The sequence below is a fragment of the Streptomyces sp. NPDC008092 genome (assembly GCF_042957285.1).
Classification (GTDB): Bacteria; Actinomycetota; Actinomycetes; order Streptomycetales; family Streptomycetaceae; genus Streptomyces.
Window position 1 is genome coordinate 111,423 of record NZ_JBIBHY010000017.1, and the last position, 17,403, is coordinate 128,825.

The window sequence follows — 17,403 nt, forward strand, 5'->3', positions numbered from 1 at the left end:
TGACGGATCCGCGTCCGTCTGCTGGACCGGGCGCCGGGTCCAGGGCCCGGACGTGGGAGGATCGGACATGACGGACCGGGGCCCGCGCACCCGGTCGGCCGTCGCCGTACGCGAGGACGCGCGTACGCAGGGCAGTACCAGGGCGCGAGCACTGAGGAGCATCGTTGAGCAGGCTGCGTTGGCTGACCGCGGGTGAGTCCCACGGTCCCGCACTTGTCGCGACGCTGGAGGGCCTTCCCGCCGGCGTGCCGATCACGACCGAGATGGTCGCGGACCACCTGGCGCGGCGGCGGCTCGGCTATGGCCGCGGTGCGCGCATGAAGTTCGAGCGCGACGAGGTCACCTTCCTCGGTGGTGTCCGGCACGGCCTGACCCTCGGTTCCCCGGTCGCGATCATGGTGGGCAACTCCGAGTGGCCCAAGTGGGAACAGGTCATGGCGGCCGACCCGGTCGACCCGGAGGTCCTGGCCGGACTGGCCCGCAACGCCCCGCTGACCCGGCCCCGTCCGGGCCACGCCGACCTGGCCGGCATGCAGAAGTACGGCTTCGACGAGGCGCGGCCGGTCCTGGAGCGGGCCTCGGCGCGGGAGACCGCGGCCCGGGTGGCGCTGGGCGCGGTGGCCCGGTCGTACCTGAAGGAGACGGCCGGGATCGAGATCGTCTCGCATGTCGTCGAGCTGTGCTCGGTGAAGGCTCCGCAGGGTGTGTACCCGACCCCGGCGGACGTCGCGAGGCTGGACGCCGACCCGCTGCGCTGCCTGGACGCGGACGCGTCGAAGGCGATGGTCGCGGAGGTCGACCAGGCGCACAAGGACGGCGACACCCTCGGCGGTGTGGTGGAGGTGCTGGCGTACGGCGTCCCGGTCGGCCTGGGCTCGCACGTGCACTGGGACCGGAAGCTGGACGCCCGGCTGGCCGGCGCCCTGATGGGCATCCAGGCGATCAAGGGCGTCGAGATCGGCGACGGCTTCGAGCTGGCCCGGGTGCCGGGTTCGAAGGCGCACGACGAGATCGTGGGCACGCCCGAGGGCATCCGGCGCGTCTCCGGCCGGGCCGGCGGCACCGAGGGCGGCCTCTCCACCGGTGAACTGCTCCGCGTCCGGGCCGCGATGAAGCCGATCGCGACCGTCCCGCGGGCCCTGCAGACCGTGGACGTGGCGACCGGCGAGGCCACCCAGGCCCATCACCAGCGCTCGGACGTGTCGGCCGTTCCGGCGGCCGGGATCGTGGCGGAGGCGATGGTCGCGCTGGTCCTGGCGGACGCGGTCGCGGAGAAGTTCGGCGGCGATTCGGTCCCCGAGACCCGGCGGAACGTCCGGTCCTACCTCGAGAACCTGGCGATCCGGTGACCGGCGCACCGAGGGTGGTGCTGGTAGGGCCGATGGGCGTGGGCAAGTCCACGGTCGGGCAGCTGCTGGCCGAGCGGCTCGGGGTCGGCTACCGGGACACCGACGAGGACATCGTCGCCGCCGAGGGCCGCACCGTCGCCGACATCTTCGTGGCCGAGGGCGAGCCGGTCTTCCGGGCGATCGAGAAGCGGGCGGTGCGGGTGGCGCTGGCCGAGCACGAGGGAGTCCTCGCGCTCGGCGGCGGCGCGATCCTCGACGAGGAGACCCGGGGTCTGCTCGCCGGCCGCACGGTGGTCTACCTCTCGATGGACGTCGAGGAAGCCGTCAAGCGCACCGGTCTGAACGCGGCCCGGCCACTGCTCGCCGTCAACCCGCGCAAGCAGTGGCGCGAGCTGATGGAGGCGCGGCGGCACCTGTACGAGGGGGTCGCCACGGCCGTCGTACCGACCGACGGCCGTACGCCCGAAGAGGTCACCCAAGCAGCCCTGGACGCACTGGAGTTGAAGGAAGCATGAGCGAGGCAGTCACCCGGATCCAGGTCGGCGGCACGGCGGGCACCGAGCCGTACGAGGTTCTGGTGGGCCGTCAGCTCCTCGGCGAGCTGGGCGGGCTGATCGGGGACAGGGCGAAGCGGGTGGCCGTGATCCACCCCGAGGCGCTCGCCGAGACCGGCGACGCGCTCCGCGCCGACCTGGCCGGGCAGGGCTACGAGGCCGTTGCCATCCAGGTGCCGAACGCCGAGGAGGCCAAGACCGCCGAGGTCGCCGCCTACTGCTGGAAGGCGCTCGGGCAGTCCGGCTTCACCCGCACCGACGTCGTCGTCGGCGTGGGCGGCGGTTCGACCACGGACCTCGCGGGTTTCGTGGCCGCCACCTGGCTGCGGGGCGTCCGCTGGATCGCCGTCCCCACCACCGTCCTCGCGATGGTGGACGCGGCGGTCGGCGGCAAGACCGGCATCAACACCGCCGAGGGCAAGAACCTGGTCGGCGCCTTCCACCCCCCGGCGGGCGTCCTCTGCGACCTGGCCGCTCTCGACTCGCTCCCGGTCAACGACTACGTCTCCGGACTCGCCGAGATCATCAAGGCCGGCTTCATCGCCGACCCGGCGATCCTGGAGCTCATCGAGTCCGACCCCGAGGCCGCGCGCACCCCGGCCGGCCCGCACACGGCCGAGCTGATCGAGCGCTCCATCCGGGTGAAGGCCGAGGTCGTCTCCTCCGACCTCAAGGAATCGGGTCTGCGCGAGATCCTCAACTACGGCCACACGCTCGGCCACGCCATCGAGAAGAACGAGCGCTACAAGTGGCGGCACGGCGCCGCGGTCGCCGTCGGCATGCACTTCGCCGCCGAGCTGGGACGGCTGGCCGGCCGTCTGGACGACGCGACGGCCGACCGCCACCGCACGGTCCTGGAGTCCGTCGGCCTCCCGCTGCACTACCGCTACGACCAGTGGCCCAAGCTGGTCGAGACGATGAAGGTCGACAAGAAGTCCCGCGGCGACCTGCTCCGTTTCATCGTCCTGGACGGCCTCGCCAAGCCGACCGTCCTGGAGGGCCCGGACCCGGCCGTGCTGCTCGCCGCCTACGGCGAGGTCGGGCAGTAGGTCCGCCGCTGTTCCTTCCGCCCGATTCGCCACGTGGCACGGGCACTTCGGACCGCCCCCGGCCGTTTCACCAAACGACCACCGGGGGCGGTACCGTTCGGTAACGAGCGCAGCCGAACATGACGAGACGGAGTGGCACCGGATGCAGCACGCAGTGGGATCTCCGCTGCCGCCGCCCCACCAGCCGGGGCAGGGACCGACCGGCTGGCAGCCGGCCGCACAGCACCCGGGAGCACCTCAGGGCGCCGCGCCCGTGCCACCGCCTCCGCCGGCGCCCCCGCAGCCGCCGCTCCCGCCGCTTCCCTCGGCCCCGCCGCCGCCCGACACCACGGGCCACGTCCCGCTGCCGCCGGGCGCCCCGGTGGGCATGCCGGCCCCGCCCCCCGCCGCGGTCCCCGACCCGACGACCACCACCCTGGCGGTCCTCCTGATCGGTCCGGCCGGCGCGGGCAAGACCAGCGTGGCGAAGTTCTGGGCCGACCACCGGCGGGTCCCCACCGCCCACATCAGCCTCGACGACGTCCGCGAATGGGTCCGCTCCGGCTTCGCCGACCCCCAGTCCGGGTGGAACGACCACTCCGAGGCTCAGTACCGCCTCGCCCGTCGCACCTGCGGCTTCGCCGCGCGCAACTTCCTCGCCAACGGCATCTCGTGCATCCTCGACGACGCGGTCTTCCCGGACCGCCCGGTCGTCGGCCTCGGCGGCTGGAAGCGCCACGTCGGCCCCGGCCTCCTCCCGGTCGTCCTCCTCCCGGGCCTCGACATCGTCCTGGAACGCAACGCACAACGCACGGGCAACCGCCGCCTCACCGACGAGGAGGTGGCCCGCATCCACGGCCGCATGGCGGGCTGGTACGGCTCGGGCCTCCCGATCATCGACAACTCCCAACTGGACGTCCCGGGCACGGCGAGGGTCCTAGACGAGGTCCTGGCCCGCGCGATAGCCAGCCCCCCAACCTGGTAACGACCGGGACCGCACCCACCTTCTTGTCTTTCTTGTCTTTGCTCTTGCTCTTGTTCTTGTTCTTGGGGGCGCGGGGAACTGCGCAAAAAACCCACGGACCCGCACCCGGCAACGGCGCCCAGCCACCCCACTCGGCCCCTCCCAACCGGCACAAAACGCCCACCCCTCCTACGCTCGACTCATGTCAGACGTGTACGCGGCCCGCCGAACCAGGCTGAGGGAACGCTGCCACGCGGCCGGCAGCCAGTCCGCCGTCATCTCGCACCCGGCCAACGTGAGATACCTCGCCGGCGCCGCACCCACCGGCTCCGTCCTGCTCCTCGGCAGACGCGAGGACCTCCTCGTCTGCCCCGGCCCGCTGGACGACCGCCCCGGCGAGGCCCGCCCCGACGAGGCCCTGCGGCCGCACCTGCTGGCAGGACCCGGCGGCGACCCCGCCGTGGCCGCCGCCGACCTCGCCGCCGCCCAGGACGCCGACGTCCTCGCCGTCGAGGAGCACCACCTCACCGTGGCCCGGCACCGCGCCCTCGCCTCCGTCGCCCCCCACCTCCGCCTGACCGACCTCGGCAGCGCCGTCGAGCAGCTCAGGGTCGTCAAGGACGAGGAGGAGATCTCCTGCCTCCGCATCGGCGCCGAGATCGCCGACCAGGCCCTGGGCGAGCTGCTGGAGTCGATCCTCGTCGGCCGCACCGAACGGCACCTCGCCCTGGAGCTGGAGCGCCGCCTGGTCGACCACGGCGCCGACGGTCCGGCCTTCCCCACCTCCGTGGCGACCGGCCCGAACTCCGGCCGCCGTGGCCACCGCCCCACCGACCGGCGGGTCGAGGAGGGCGACTTCCTCTCCGTCTGCCTCGGCGCCGCCTACCGCGGCTACCGGTGCGAGATCGGCCGTACCTTCGTCATCGGCACCTCGCCCGCCGACTGGCAGATCGAGCTCTACGACCTGGTCTTCGCCGCCCAGCGGGCCGGCCGGGAGAGCCTCGTGCCCGGCGCCGCCTACCGCGACGTCGACCGCGCCGCCCGGCAGGTACTGGACTCCGCGGGCTACGCGGAAGGCCTCCAGCCCCTCACCGGACACGGCGTCGGACTCGAAATCGACGAGGACCCGCAGCTCGCCCCTTCAGCCATGGGTAAACTGGACGCTTGCGTGCCGGTCACCGTCGAACCGGGGGTCCACCTCCCGGGCCGGGGCGGCGTCCGGATCGATGACACGCTCGTCGTACGCCCCGAGGCGGACGGCGGACCCGAGCTACTCACCATCACGACCAAGGAGCTGCTCGCACTCTAGCCAAGGTGCGTGCCCCGGGGTCGTCCACGTCAGTCCAGGAGATTCCGCAACCGTGGCTTCCACGAACGACCTCAAGAACGGCCTGGTGCTCAAGCTCGAAGGCGGCCAGCTGTGGTCCGTCGTCGAGTTCCAGCACGTCAAGCCCGGCAAGGGCCCCGCTTTCGTGCGCACCAAGCTCAAGAACGTGCTGTCCGGCAAGGTGGTCGACAAGACCTTCAACGCCGGCGTCAAGGTCGAGACGGCCACTGTCGACAAGCGCGACATGCAGTTCTCGTACATGGACGGCGACTACTTCGTCTTCATGGACATGGACACGTACGACCAGCTGCACATCGACCGGAAGACCGTCGGCGACGCCGCGAACTTCCTGATCGAGGGCTTCACGGCCGTCGTCGCCCAGCACGAGGGCGAGGTGCTCTTCGTCGAGCTCCCGGCCGCCGTCGAGCTGACCATCCAGGAGACCGAGCCGGGCGTCCAGGGCGACCGGTCCACCGGTGGCACCAAGCCCGCCACCCTGGAGACCGGCCACCAGATCCAGGTCCCGCTCTTCATCACCACCGGTGAGAAGATCAAGGTCGACACCCGCACGAGCGACTACCTCGGCCGGGTGAACAGCTAACCGTGGCTGCCCGCAACACGGCCCGCAAGCGCGCCTTCCAGATCCTCTTCGAGGGCGACCAGCGCGGGGCCGACGTCCTGACCGTGCTCGCGGACTGGATCCGGCTGTCCCGGGACGACACCCGGCAGCCGCCGGTGAGCGAGTACACGATGCAGCTGGTCGAGGGCTACGCCGTGCACGCGAAGCGGATCGACGAGCTGATCGCCCAGTACGCGGTGGGCTGGACGCTGGACCGGATGCCGGTCGTCGACCGCAACATCCTGCGCCTGGGCGCGTACGAGCTGATCTGGGTCGACGAGACGCCGGACGCCGTCGTCCTCGACGAGATGGTGCAGCTCGCGAAGGAGTTCTCCACGGACGAGTCGCCCTCGTTCGTGAACGGGCTCCTGGGGCGTCTGAAGGAGCTGAAGCCGTCCCTTCGCCGGGAGGCGTGAGCCGACGAACGCCGGAGGGCTTGCAGCGCTCGCTGCAAGCCCTCCGGCGTTTCATGCGCCCAATGGTCGGATGGTGCGGTGACGGGGCGGCTGACGGCCGTGTGTGGCTTATCGCGCAGTTCCTCCCCCAGCCTTCGGCCGGGGGTACCCCCAGCGCCCCTGGGGGGCGTCGTCGTTGCCCTGCGCCGAGAGCTCGCGCCTCTGATCCCAAAAAGAACCGCCGGGCCGACCGGAGCTCAATCGAGTTCCAGCCACCCCGGCGGCACGTTTCTGCTCAGTCTTTGTGCGGGTCAGGCCTCTTCGTGGGTGGCCACCGCGCGGCGGGCGTCCGCGTCCAGGACGCCCCAGCTGATCAGCTGCTCGGTGAGCACCGAGGGGGACTGGTCGTAGATGACGGCCAGTGTGCGCAGGTCGTCCTGGCGGATCGACAGCACCTTGCCGTTGTAGTCACCGCGCTGGGACTGGATGGTCGCCGCATAGCGCTGGAGCGGTCCCGCCTTCTCGGCCGGCACGTTGGCCAGCCGCTCCAGGTCGAGGACCAGCTTCGGCGGGGGCTCGGCGGCTCCGCCGGGGGTCGTGCCGGGCAGCAGCTCCTGCACGGGGACCCCGTAGAAATCCGCCAACTCTGCAAGGCGCTGTACGGTCACGGCACGGTCGCCGCGCTCGTACGAACCGACCACCACGGCCTTCCAGCGACCCTGGGACTTCTCCTCGACACCGTGGAGGGAAAGGCCCTGCTGGGTGCGGATGGCCCGGAGCTTGGCCCCGAGCTGTTTGGCGTATTCGCTGGACATATAGCTCCCCGGACACTGTGTCGACGCGGCCGGCCTTGGTTCCCGCCGCGCGGCTGGTAACTCACTGTGAGGTTACGCAGCGTTACTCTGCTGCGTCAAGCCGAATGGTCCGCACCGACTCTTCCGTGGTAGCGATGTCCGGTTACGCCAGGGGGGTGATCAGGGCCCTCTCCGCCACCTGCTACCGTTGATGGCGCAAATCCGACGTCCTTTAAAGTCCGTCCCGTGAGGCGGAGAAGGGGGTCCGTTTCGTATGGACAAGCAGGAAAAGCTCGACAAGCAGGAAAAGCCTGTCGCCGTGGCGCAGGCCTCCGATGCGCGGCCCGTTCTCGAGGGCCCCGACATCGCGCGGGTGCTGACCCGCATCGCCCACGAGATCGTCGAGCGCGCCAAGGGCGCCGACGACGTGGTGCTCCTCGGCATCCCGACCCGCGGCGTCTTCCTCGCCCAGCGGCTCGCCGCCAAGCTGGAGCAGATCACCGACCGCAAGATGCCCGTCGGATCGCTCGACATCACCATGTACCGCGACGACCTGCGCATGCACCCGCCGCGTGCGCTGGCCCGCACCGAGATCCCCGGTGACGGCATCGACGGCAGACTCGTGATCCTCGTCGACGACGTGCTCTTCTCCGGCCGCACCATCCGCGCCGCCCTCGACGCCCTGAACGACATCGGGCGCCCCCGCGCGGTCCAGCTGGCGGTCCTCGTCGACCGCGGCCACCGCGAACTGCCCATCCGCGCCGACTACGTCGGCAAGAACCTCCCCACGTCGCTGCGGGAGACGGTCAAGGTCCTGCTCGCCGAGGAGGACGGTCGCGACACCGTGCTGCTCGGCGCGAAGCCGACCCCGTAGCAGGCCGAGGGGCCCGCACCACCCCGGTGCGCCCACGCCTGCCCGCAATCTCCCGAAATGTGAACTTCCTTACGGAGCCTGACAGATGCAGCGTCATCTCATCTCGGCCGCCGACCTCACCCGCGACGACGCCGTCCTGATCCTCGACACCGCCGAGGAGATGGCCCGGGTCGCCGACCGGCCGATCAAGAAGCTGCCGACCCTGCGCGGCCGCACCGTCGTCAACCTCTTCTTCGAGGACTCGACCCGGACCCGGATCTCCTTCGAGGCCGCCGAGAAGCGCCTCTCCGCCGACGTCATCAACTTCACCGCCAAGGGGTCCAGCGTCTCCAAGGGCGAGTCCCTGAAGGACACCGCCCAGACCCTGGAGGCGATGGGCGTCGACGCCGTCGTCATCCGGCACGGCGCCTCCGGAGCGCCCTACCGGCTCGCCAACTCCGGCTGGATCGACGCGGCGGTCATCAACGCGGGCGACGGCACCCACCAGCACCCCACCCAGGCCCTCCTGGACGCCTTCACCATGCGCCGCCGCCTGGTCGGCCGGGACGCCGGGATAGGGCAGGACCTGGCCGGCAAGCGCATCACGCTCGTCGGCGACGTCCTGCACAGCCGGGTCGCCCGCTCCAACGTCGACCTGCTGCACACCCTCGGCGCCGAGGTCACCCTGGTCGCCCCGCCCACCCTGGTGCCGGTCGGGGTCGAGCGCTGGCCCTGCGAGGTGTCGTACGACCTCGACGCCGTCCTCCCCAAGTCCGACGCGGTGATGATGCTGCGCGTCCAGCGCGAGCGCATGAACGCGGCGTTCTTCCCGACCGAGCGCGAGTACTCGCGGCGCTACGGCCTCGACGGCGAGCGCATGGCGAAGATGCCCGAGCACGCCATCGTGATGCACCCCGGCCCGATGGTCCGCGGCATGGAGATCACCGCCGAGGTCGCCGACTCCGAGCGCTGCACCGTCGTCGAGCAGGTCGCAAACGGAGTCTCCATCCGGATGGCGGTTCTGTACCTCCTGCTCGGCGGCAACGAACCCGCCGTCAGCCACGCCCGCACCACCGAGGAGAAGTAAGACCCATGAGCAAGATCCTGATCCGTGGTGCGAAGGTGCTCGGCGGTGAGCCGCAGGACGTCCTGATCGACGGTCCGGTCATCGAGGCGGTCGGTTCCGGGCTGTCCGCCGAGGGCGCCGAGGTCGTCGAGGCGGCCGGCAAGGTGCTGCTGCCGGGCCTCGTCGACCTCCACACCCACCTGCGCGAACCGGGACGCGAGGACTCCGAGACCGTCCTCACCGGCACCCGCGCGGCGGCGAGCGGCGGCTACACGGCCGTGTTCGCCATGGCCAACACCTTCCCGGTCGCCGACACCGCCGGCGTCGTCGAGCAGGTCTACCGGCTCGGCCAGGAGCACGGCTACTGCGACGTGCAGCCGATCGGCGCGGTCACCGTCGGCCTGGAGGGCAGGAAGCTCGCCGAACTGGGCGCCATGCACGAGTCGGCCGCCGGGGTCACCGTCTTCTCCGACGACGGCAAGTGCGTCGACGACGCCGTGATCATGCGCCGCGCCCTGGAGTACGTGAAGGCCTTCGGCGGGGTCGTCGCCCAGCACGCCCAGGAGCCGCGGCTCACCGAGGGCGCCCAGATGAACGAGGGCGTCGTCTCGGCCGAGCTGGGGCTCGGGGGCTGGCCCGCGGTCGCCGAGGAGTCGATCATCGCGCGGGACGTGCTCCTCGCCGAGCACGTCGGGTCGCGGGTGCACATCTGCCACCTGTCGACCGCCGGGTCCGTGGAGATCGTGCGCTGGGCGAAGTCGCGCGGCATCGACGTCACCGCCGAGGTCACCCCGCACCACCTGCTCCTCACCGACGAGCTGGTGCGGTCGTACAACCCGGTCTACAAGGTCAACCCGCCGCTGCGCACCGAGCGGGACGTGCTCGCGCTGCGCGAGGCCCTGGCCGACGGCACGATCGACATCGTCGCCACCGACCACGCCCCGCACCCGCACGAGGACAAGGACTGCGAGTGGGCCGCGGCCGCCATGGGGATGGTCGGCCTGGAGACCGCGTTGTCGGTGGTCCAGGAGACCATGGTGGACACGGGCCTGCTGACCTGGGCCGGCGTCGCCGACCGGATGTCCTTCAAGCCCGCCCGGATCGGACGGGCCGCCGGTCACGGCCGTCCCGTCTCGGCAGGTGAGCCCGCCAACCTCGCCCTCGTCGACACGGAATACCGTGGCCTGGTGGACCCCGCGGGCTTCGCCTCGCGCAGCCGCAACACCCCGTACGAGGGACGCGAGCTGCCGGGCCGTGTCACCCACACGTGGCTGCGGGGCAAGGCGACGCTCGTGGACGGGAAGCTGACGTGACACCTCTGATCCTGCTGGCCGACGAGAAGAAGTCGGCCGCGGTCACCGACTGGTCCGCCCGCATCGGCTGGCTGGTCGGCCTCGCCCTGTTCGTCGCGCTCGTCTACTGGCTGATGCGCGAGGGCTGGAAGTGGCGCGGCACCCTCCAGGGCGACCTCCCGGAGCTGCCCACCGCGCCGGACGACCCCGGCGAGGCCAGACTGACGATGAGCGGCCGCTACCACGGCTCCACCACCGCCGGGCAGTGGCTGGACCGCATCGTGGCCCGCGGCCTCGGCTCCCGCAGCCGGGTCGAGCTCACCCTGACCGACGCGGGCCTGGACGTCGTACGCCCCGGCGCGACCGACTTCTTCATCCCCGCCGACGCGCTCCGCGAGGCCCTGCTCGGCAAGGGCATCGCGGGCAAGGTCCTCACCGAGGGCGGACTCCTCGTGGTGACCTGGGCGCACGGCGACAAGCTGATCGACTCCGGTTTCCGCTCCGACCACGCGGCCGAGCACACCGAGTGGGTCGACGCCGTCAACTCCATGATCAAGACACCCAGCACGGAAGGCGCCGAACGATGACGACCTCCACAAGGGGAGCCAGCAAGGTTCCCGCCGTACTCGTCCTGGAGGACGGCCGGATCTTCCGCGGCCGCGCCTACGGGGCCGTGGGGGAGACCTTCGGCGAGGCCGTGTTCTCCACCGGCATGACCGGCTACCAGGAGACCCTCACCGACCCCTCGTACGACCGCCAGATCGTGGTCGCCACCGCCCCGCAGATCGGCAACACGGGGTGGAACGACGAGGACGACGAGTCCAGCCGCATCTGGGTCTCCGGCTACGTCGTGCGCGACCCCGCGCGCGTGCCCTCCAACTGGCGCGCCAAGCGTTCGCTCGACGCTGAACTGGTCGCGCAGGGCGTGGTCGGCATCTCCGGGATCGACACCCGAGCCCTCACCCGCCACCTGCGCGAGCGCGGCTCGATGCGCGCCGGCGTCTTCTCCGGCGAGGCCATCACCACCGACGCCGAGCTCCTCGCGCGCGTGCAGGCCCAGCCGCACATGAAGGGCGCGAGCCTGTACGAGGAGGTCGCGACCAAGGAGGCGTACGTCGTCCCCGCGGTCGGCGAGAAGCGGTTCACCGTCGCCGCGATCGACCTCGGCATCAAGGGCATGACCCCGCAGCGCATGGCCGAGCGCGGCATCGAGGTGCACGTGCTGCCCGCCACCGCCACCGAGGACGACATCTACGCGGTCTCCCCGGACGGCGTGTTCTTCTCCAACGGCCCCGGCGACCCCGCCACGGCCGACGGCCCGGTGGCCCTGATGACCGCCGTCCTGGCCCGGAAGACCCCGCTCTTCGGCATCTGCTTCGGCAACCAGATCCTCGGCCGCGCGCTCGGTTTCGGCACCTACAAGCTGAAGTACGGCCACCGGGGCATCAACCAGCCGGTCCAGGACCGTACGACCGGCAAGGTCGAGGTCACCGCCCACAACCACGGCTTCGCCGTCGACGCGCCGCTCGACCAGGTCAGCGACACGAAGTTCGGCCGCGCCGAGGTCTCGCACGTCTGCCTGAACGACGACGTCGTGGAGGGGCTGCAGCTGCTCGACCAGCCGGCCTTCTCCGTCCAGTACCACCCCGAAGCGGCAGCAGGCCCGCACGACGCCGCCTACCTGTTCGACCGCTTCGTTTCCCTGATGGAGGGCCAGCGTGCCTAAGCGCACCGATATCCAGTCCGTCCTGGTCATCGGCTCCGGCCCGATCGTCATCGGCCAGGCCGCCGAGTTCGACTACTCCGGCACCCAGGCCTGCCGCGTGCTGCGCGCCGAGGGCCTCCGCGTCATCCTCGTCAACTCCAACCCGGCGACGATCATGACCGACCCGGAGATCGCCGACGCGACCTACGTCGAGCCGATCACGCCCGAGTTCGTCGAGAAGATCATCGCCAAGGAGCGCCCGGACGCGCTCCTGCCGACCCTGGGTGGTCAGACGGCCCTCAACACGGCCATCTCGCTGGACGAGAACGGTGTCCTCGCCAAGTACGGCGTCGAGCTGATCGGCGCCAACGTCGAGGCCATCAACAAGGGCGAGGACCGCGACCTCTTCAAGGAGGTCGTGGAGGAGGTCCGCCGCAAGATCGGGCACGGTGAGTCGGCCCGCTCCGTCATCTGCCACACCATGGACGAGGTCATCGCGGGCGTCGAGGAGCTCGGCGGCGGCTACCCGGTCGTCGTGCGCCCCTCCTTCACCATGGGCGGTGCCGGCTCCGGCTTCGCCCACGACGAGGAGGAGCTGCGCCGGATCGCCGGCCAGGGCCTCACGCTCTCCCCGACCACCGAGGTGCTCCTGGAGGAGTCCATCCTCGGCTGGAAGGAGTACGAGCTGGAGCTGATGCGCGACAAGCACGACAACGTCGTGGTCGTCTGCTCCATCGAGAACTTCGACCCCATGGGCGTGCACACCGGCGACTCGATCACCGTCGCGCCGGCGATGACGCTGACCGACCGTGAGTACCAGATCCTCCGCGACATCGGCATCGCCGTCATCCGCGAGGTCGGCGTCGACACGGGCGGCTGCAACATCCAGTTCGCGGTCAACCCCGAGGACGGCCGGGTCATCGTCATCGAGATGAACCCGCGCGTGTCGCGGTCCTCGGCGCTCGCCTCCAAGGCCACCGGCTTCCCGATCGCGAAGATCGCGGCGAAGCTGGCCGTCGGCTACACCCTCGATGAAATCCCCAACGACATCACGCAGGAGACCCCGGCCTCCTTCGAGCCCACGCTCGACTACGTGGTCGTCAAGGCCCCGCGCTTCGCGTTCGAGAAGTTCCCGTCCGCCGACTCCACGCTGACCACCACCATGAAGTCGGTCGGCGAGGCGATGGCCATCGGCCGCAACTTCCCCGAGGCCTTCCAGAAGGCGCTGCGCTCGCTGGAGAAGAAGGGCAGCCAGTTCACCTTCGTCGGCGACCCCGGCGACAAGGAAGCGCTGCTGCACGAGGCGGTACGGCCCACCGACGGCCGGATCAACACCGTCATGCAGGCCATCCGCGCGGGCGCCACGCCCGAGGAGGTCTTCGAGTTCACGAAGATCGACCCGTGGTTCGTGGACCAGCTCTTCCTCATCAAGGAGATCGCGGACGAGCTGGCCGAGGCCGCCGAGCTGACCCCCGAGCTGCTCGCCGAGGCCAAGCGGCACGGCTTCTCCGACCAGCAGATCGCCGAGATCCGCGGGCTGCGCGAGGACGTCGTCCGCGAGGTCCGGCACGCGCTGGGGGTGCGCCCGATCTACAAGACGGTCGACACCTGCGCCGCCGAGTTCGCCGCCAAGACGCCGTACTTCTACTCCTCCTACGACGAGGAGACGGAGGTGGCGACCCGCGAGAAGCCGGCCGTCATCATCCTGGGCTCCGGCCCCAACCGCATCGGCCAGGGCATCGAGTTCGACTACTCGTGCGTGCACGCGTCCTTCGCGCTGAGCGACGCCGGCTACGAGACCGTCATGGTCAACTGCAACCCGGAGACCGTCTCCACCGACTACGACACCTCCGACCGGCTGTACTTCGAGCCGCTGACGCTGGAGGACGTGCTGGAGATCGTGCACGCCGAGCAGCAGGCCGGACCGGTCGCCGGTGTGGTCGTGCAGCTGGGCGGCCAGACCCCGCTGGGCCTGTCGCAGGCGCTCAAGGACAACGGGGTGCCGATCGTCGGCACTTCCCCGGAGGCCATCCACGCGGCCGAGGACCGGGGCGCCTTCGGGCGGGTGCTCGCCGAGGCCGGCCTGCCGGCCCCCAAGCACGGCACCGCCACCACCTTCGCCGAGGCCAAGGCCATCGCCGACGAGATCGGCTACCCCGTCCTCGTCCGGCCGTCGTACGTCCTCGGCGGCCGTGGCATGGAGATCGTCTACGACGAGACCCGCCTCGCCTCCTACATCGCCGAGTCGACCGAGATCAGCCCCACCCGGCCGGTGCTCGTCGACCGGTTCCTGGACGACGCGATCGAGATCGACGTCGACGCGCTCTACGACGGCGAGGAGCTCTACCTCGGCGGCGTCATGGAGCACATCGAGGAGGCCGGCATCCACTCCGGCGACTCGGCGTGCGCCCTGCCGCCGATCACCCTGGGCGGCTTCGACATCAAGCGGCTGCGGGCCTCGACCGAGGCCATCGCGCGCGGGGTCGGCGTACGCGGTCTGATCAACATCCAGTTCGCGATGGCCGGGGACATCCTCTACGTCCTCGAAGCCAACCCGCGTGCCTCCCGTACCGTGCCCTTCACCTCGAAGGCGACCGCGGTGCCGCTGGCGAAGGCCGCCGCCCGGATCTCGCTGGGCGCGACCGTCGCCGAGCTGCGCGCCGAGGGGCTGCTGCCGGCCCGCGGCGACGGCGGCGAGCTGCCGTTCGACGCGCCGATCTCCGTCAAGGAGGCGGTCATGCCGTGGTCGCGGTTCCGCGACATCCACGGCCGGGGCGTCGACACGGTCCTCGGCCCCGAGATGCGCTCCACGGGCGAGGTCATGGGCATCGACTCCGTCTTCGGCACGGCGTACGCCAAGTCGCAGGCCGGGGCGTACGGGCCGCTGCCCACCAAGGGCCGTGCGTTCATCTCCGTCGCCAACCGCGACAAGCGGTCGATGATCTTCCCGGCACGCGAGCTGGTCGCCCACGGCTTCGAACTGCTCGCCACCTCCGGCACCGCCGAGGTGCTCAAGCGCAACGGCATCAACGCGACGATCGTGCGCAAGCAGTCGGAGGGCGTCGGTCCGCAGGGCGAGAAGACGATCGTCCAGCTCATCCACGACGGCGAGGTGGACCTCATCGTCAACACGCCGTACGGCACCGGGGGTCGCCTGGACGGGTACGAGATCCGGACGGCCGCGGTGGCCCGGTCGGTGCCGTGTCTGACGACCGTGCAGGCGCTGGCGGCGGCCGTGCAGGGTATTGACGCGCTCAACCATGGGGATGTGGGCGTGCGGTCGCTTCAGGAGCATGCGGAGAGGCTGACGGCCGCGAGGGACTGATAGGCCGTGGTTCGGCTGCGGGCCGGTTTGTGGCTGGTCGCGCCCACGCGGCGGAGCCGCATATTGAGCACTGCCCCGCGCCCTTGAAGGGGCGCTTGCCCAGCTGTCTGTGAGGGGGGCACCGGTGTCGGTGTCCCCCTTGGCATGAGGACGTCATGTACAAGATCTTCTTCCAGCTCGTCTTCCGGCGGATGGACCCCGAAGCCGCCCACCACCTCGCCTTCCGGTGGATCCGGCTCGCCGTCCGGATCCCCGTGCTGCGCACGTTCGTCGCTGCAGCCCTGGCACCCCGCTACAAGGAACTGCGCACCGAGGCCTTCGGGCTGCGGATGCACGGGCCGTTCGGGCTGGCCGCGGGGTTCGACAAGAACGCCGTCGCGATCGACGGGATGTCGATGCTCGGGTTCGACCACGTCGAGATCGGGACCGTGACCGGCGAGGCGCAGCCGGGTAATCCGAAGAAGCGGCTGTTCCGGCTCGTCGCGGACCGGGCGCTCATCAACCGCATGGGCTTCAACAACGACGGCTCGCTGACCGTCGCCGCGCGGCTGGCGACCCGTGAGGCCGTCTTCAGGACCGTCGTCGGCGTCAACATCGGCAAGACCAAGGCCGTACCGGAGGCCGAGGCCGTCGGCGACTACGTGAAGTCGGCCGAGCGGCTCGCGCCGTACGCGGACTACCTGGTCGTGAACGTGTCGTCGCCGAACACGCCGGGCCTGCGCAACCTCCAGGCCGTCGAGCACCTCCGTCCGCTGCTCACGGCCGTGCGCGAGGCCGCCGACCGCGTGGCGGCGAACCGCCGGGTGCCGCTGCTGGTGAAGATCGCGCCGGACCTCGCCGACGAGGACGTCGACGCCGTCGCCGACCTGGCCGTGGAGCTGGGACTCGACGGGATCATCGCCACCAACACGACGATCGCTCGCGAAGGGCTCGGGCTGCGGTCGGATCCCGCCCTGGTGAAGGAGACCGGGGGACTCTCCGGGGCACCGCTCAAGGCACGCTCCCTGGAGGTGTTGCGGCGCCTGTACGCGCGCGTGGGCGACCGGATCACCCTCGTCGGCGTCGGCGGCATCGAGAACGCCGAGGACGCCTGGCAGCGGATCCTGGCCGGTGCCACGCTGGTCCAGGGCTACAGCGCCTTCATCTACGAGGGGCCCTTCTGGGGTAGAGCCGTCCACAAGGGCCTCGCGGCACGCCTGCGCACCAGCCCGTACGCCACCCTCGCCGACGCGGTCGGCGCCGACGTGAGGAAGACCGTATGAGCCCGCTGGAGCCCTTCGGCGCGCGGCTGCGCCGCGTCATGGACGAGCGCGGTCCGCTGTGCGTCGGCATCGACCCGCACGCCTCGCTGCTCACCGAGTGGGGTCTCAACGACGACGTGACGGGCCTGGAGCGGTTCAGCCGCACCGTCGTCGAGGCGGTGGCCGACCGGGTCGCCGTGATGAAGCCGCAGAGCGCGTTCTTCGAGCGGTTCGGCTCGCGCGGGATCGCCGTGCTGGAGCGGGTGGTGCAAGAGGCGCGGGCGGCCGGGACGCTGGTCGTGATGGACGCCAAGCGCGGCGACATCGGCTCGACCATGGCCGGGTACGCGGAGGCCTATCTGCACAAGGACGCCCCGCTGTTCTCGGACGCCCTGACCGTCTCCCCGTACCTCGGCTACGGCTCGCTCAGCCCGGCCGTCGCGCTGGCCCGGGAGACCGGGGCCGGCCTGTTCGTGCTGGCGCTCACCTCCAACCCGGAGGGTCCCGAGGTGCAGCACGCGGTGCGCGCCGACGGGCGCACGGTCGGCGCGACCGTGCTGGCCCATCTCGCCGCCGAGAACGCGGGGGAGGAGCCGCTGGGTTCCTTCGGGGCCGTCGTCGGCGCCACGGTCGGCGACCTGTCGTCGTACGACCTCGACATCAACGGTCCGCTCCTCGCGCCGGGCGTCGGCGCGCAGGGGGCGACGGCCGCCGATCTTCCCGCGGTCTTCGGAGCTGCCGTGCGCAACGTGGTTCCAAACGTGAGCCGAGGTGTTTTGCGTCACGGTCCCGATGTGGGGGCCCTGCGGGTGGCCGCGGACCGGTTCGCGGGCGAGATCCGGGATGTCGTCGCAGGTCGGTGAGGGCTCCGACGGGACTCCGACGACTGCT

The 17,403-nt window shown here is 71.1% G+C and carries 16 protein-coding genes; 15 read left to right on the plus strand and 1 reads right to left on the minus strand.

Translation table 11 applies throughout. The annotated features are described in order from the left end of the window. Positions 1-164 precede the first annotated feature (164 nt). From aroC to nusB, 7 genes are all read left to right on the plus strand, one after another. Positions 165-1,349, plus strand: coding sequence for a chorismate synthase (gene aroC / locus ACFZB3_RS41215; protein WP_391386427.1), 1,185 nt, complete (start codon positions 165-167; stop codon positions 1,347-1,349). 32 nt (positions 1,350-1,381) lie between these two features. Then, on the plus strand, positions 1,382-1,864 hold the full coding sequence (locus tag ACFZB3_RS41220) for a shikimate kinase (protein ID WP_391386735.1): 483 nt from the start codon (positions 1,382-1,384) through the stop codon (positions 1,862-1,864). Then, positions 1,861-2,952 carry a 3-dehydroquinate synthase gene (gene aroB / locus ACFZB3_RS41225; protein WP_391386430.1) on the plus strand — a complete coding sequence of 364 codons (1,092 nt, stop codon included), beginning with the start codon at positions 1,861-1,863 and terminating at the stop codon, positions 2,950-2,952. Before ACFZB3_RS41220 ends, aroB begins: the two co-directional genes overlap by 4 nt. A 142-nt stretch (positions 2,953-3,094) precedes the next feature. After that, a complete protein-coding gene (locus tag ACFZB3_RS41230; protein ID WP_391386433.1) occupies positions 3,095-3,916 on the plus strand; it encodes a Pro-rich N-terminal domain-containing protein in 822 nt (273 codons plus the stop codon). A 181-nt stretch (positions 3,917-4,097) separates the two neighbouring features. Next, entirely contained in the window at positions 4,098-5,204 is a 1,107-nt protein-coding gene (locus ACFZB3_RS41235; protein ID WP_391386435.1) for a M24 family metallopeptidase, read from the plus strand. A 52-nt stretch (positions 5,205-5,256) separates the two neighbouring features. Beyond that, on the plus strand, positions 5,257-5,823 hold the full coding sequence (gene efp, locus ACFZB3_RS41240) for an elongation factor P (RefSeq protein WP_181803274.1): 567 nt from the start codon (positions 5,257-5,259) through the stop codon (positions 5,821-5,823). 2 nt (positions 5,824-5,825) lie between these two features. Further along, complete coding sequence (nusB, locus tag ACFZB3_RS41245; protein WP_189264621.1) at positions 5,826-6,257, plus strand: transcription antitermination factor NusB; 432 nt, start codon at positions 5,826-5,828, stop codon at positions 6,255-6,257. Positions 6,258-6,547: 290 nt separating this feature from the next. Here nusB and bldD read toward each other — a convergent pair whose 3' ends face one another. Beyond that, a complete protein-coding gene (gene bldD, locus ACFZB3_RS41250; protein ID WP_293993121.1) occupies positions 6,548-7,051 on the minus strand; it encodes a transcriptional regulator BldD in 504 nt (167 codons plus the stop codon). Positions 7,052-7,304: 253 nt separating this feature from the next. Between bldD and pyrR the strand changes: the two genes are divergently transcribed. The 8 genes from pyrR to pyrF all read left to right on the plus strand — a co-directional run bounded on the left by pyrR (position 7,305) and on the right by pyrF (position 17,375). Beyond that, positions 7,305-7,904: a bifunctional pyr operon transcriptional regulator/uracil phosphoribosyltransferase PyrR gene (pyrR, locus tag ACFZB3_RS41255; protein WP_391386439.1), complete on the plus strand. Its 600-nt coding sequence runs from the start codon at positions 7,305-7,307 to the stop codon at positions 7,902-7,904. Between the two features lie 85 nt (positions 7,905-7,989). Further along, on the plus strand, positions 7,990-8,970 hold the full coding sequence (locus ACFZB3_RS41260; RefSeq protein ID WP_046726572.1) for an aspartate carbamoyltransferase catalytic subunit: 981 nt from the start codon (positions 7,990-7,992) through the stop codon (positions 8,968-8,970). Positions 8,971-8,975: 5 nt separating this feature from the next. After that, entirely contained in the window at positions 8,976-10,262 is a 1,287-nt protein-coding gene (locus tag ACFZB3_RS41265; protein WP_391386442.1) for a dihydroorotase, read from the plus strand. Next, the gene (locus ACFZB3_RS41270) at positions 10,259-10,828 is read left to right on the plus strand and encodes a hypothetical protein (RefSeq protein WP_391386445.1); all 570 of its coding nucleotides are present in this window, start codon (positions 10,259-10,261) and stop codon (positions 10,826-10,828) included. Before ACFZB3_RS41265 ends, ACFZB3_RS41270 begins: the two co-directional genes overlap by 4 nt. Then, complete coding sequence (carA, locus tag ACFZB3_RS41275) at positions 10,825-11,967, plus strand: glutamine-hydrolyzing carbamoyl-phosphate synthase small subunit (RefSeq protein ID WP_391386448.1); 1,143 nt, start codon at positions 10,825-10,827, stop codon at positions 11,965-11,967. The genes ACFZB3_RS41270 and carA overlap by 4 nt, the downstream gene beginning before the upstream one ends. Beyond that, entirely contained in the window at positions 11,960-15,271 is a 3,312-nt protein-coding gene (carB, locus tag ACFZB3_RS41280) for a carbamoyl-phosphate synthase large subunit (protein WP_391386453.1), read from the plus strand. Before carA ends, carB begins: the two co-directional genes overlap by 8 nt. Before the next feature lie 155 nt (positions 15,272-15,426). Continuing rightward, positions 15,427-16,533, plus strand: a complete 1,107-nt coding sequence (locus ACFZB3_RS41285) for a quinone-dependent dihydroorotate dehydrogenase (RefSeq protein ID WP_391386459.1) — start codon at positions 15,427-15,429, stop codon at positions 16,531-16,533. Beyond that, on the plus strand, positions 16,530-17,375 hold the full coding sequence (pyrF, locus tag ACFZB3_RS41290; RefSeq protein ID WP_391386462.1) for an orotidine-5'-phosphate decarboxylase: 846 nt from the start codon (positions 16,530-16,532) through the stop codon (positions 17,373-17,375). The genes ACFZB3_RS41285 and pyrF overlap by 4 nt, the downstream gene beginning before the upstream one ends. Positions 17,376-17,403: the final 28 nt, after the last annotated feature.

What these genes read in the sequence shown, in the direction of transcription:
- ACFZB3_RS41235 (WP_391386435.1), top strand. Translation starts at nt 4,098, where the DNA reads ATGTCAGACGTGTACGCGGCCCGCCGAACCAGGCTGAGGGAACGCTGC.
- aroB (WP_391386430.1), top strand. Translation starts at nt 1,861, where the DNA reads ATGAGCGAGGCAGTCACCCGGATCCAGGTCGGCGGCACGGCGGGCACC.
- ACFZB3_RS41265 (WP_391386442.1), top strand. Translation starts at nt 8,976, where the DNA reads ATGAGCAAGATCCTGATCCGTGGTGCGAAGGTGCTCGGCGGTGAGCCG.
- ACFZB3_RS41230 (WP_391386433.1), top strand. Translation starts at nt 3,095, where the DNA reads ATGCAGCACGCAGTGGGATCTCCGCTGCCGCCGCCCCACCAGCCGGGG.
- carA (WP_391386448.1), top strand. Translation starts at nt 10,825, where the DNA reads ATGACGACCTCCACAAGGGGAGCCAGCAAGGTTCCCGCCGTACTCGTC.
- pyrR (WP_391386439.1), top strand. Translation starts at nt 7,305, where the DNA reads ATGGACAAGCAGGAAAAGCTCGACAAGCAGGAAAAGCCTGTCGCCGTG.
- pyrF (WP_391386462.1), top strand. Translation starts at nt 16,530, where the DNA reads ATGAGCCCGCTGGAGCCCTTCGGCGCGCGGCTGCGCCGCGTCATGGAC.
- ACFZB3_RS41220 (WP_391386735.1), top strand. Translation starts at nt 1,382, where the DNA reads ATGGGCGTGGGCAAGTCCACGGTCGGGCAGCTGCTGGCCGAGCGGCTC.
- ACFZB3_RS41285 (WP_391386459.1), top strand. Translation starts at nt 15,427, where the DNA reads ATGTACAAGATCTTCTTCCAGCTCGTCTTCCGGCGGATGGACCCCGAA.
- ACFZB3_RS41260 (WP_046726572.1), top strand. Translation starts at nt 7,990, where the DNA reads ATGCAGCGTCATCTCATCTCGGCCGCCGACCTCACCCGCGACGACGCC.
- bldD (WP_293993121.1), bottom strand. Translation starts at nt 7,051, where the DNA reads ATGTCCAGCGAATACGCCAAACAGCTCGGGGCCAAGCTCCGGGCCATC.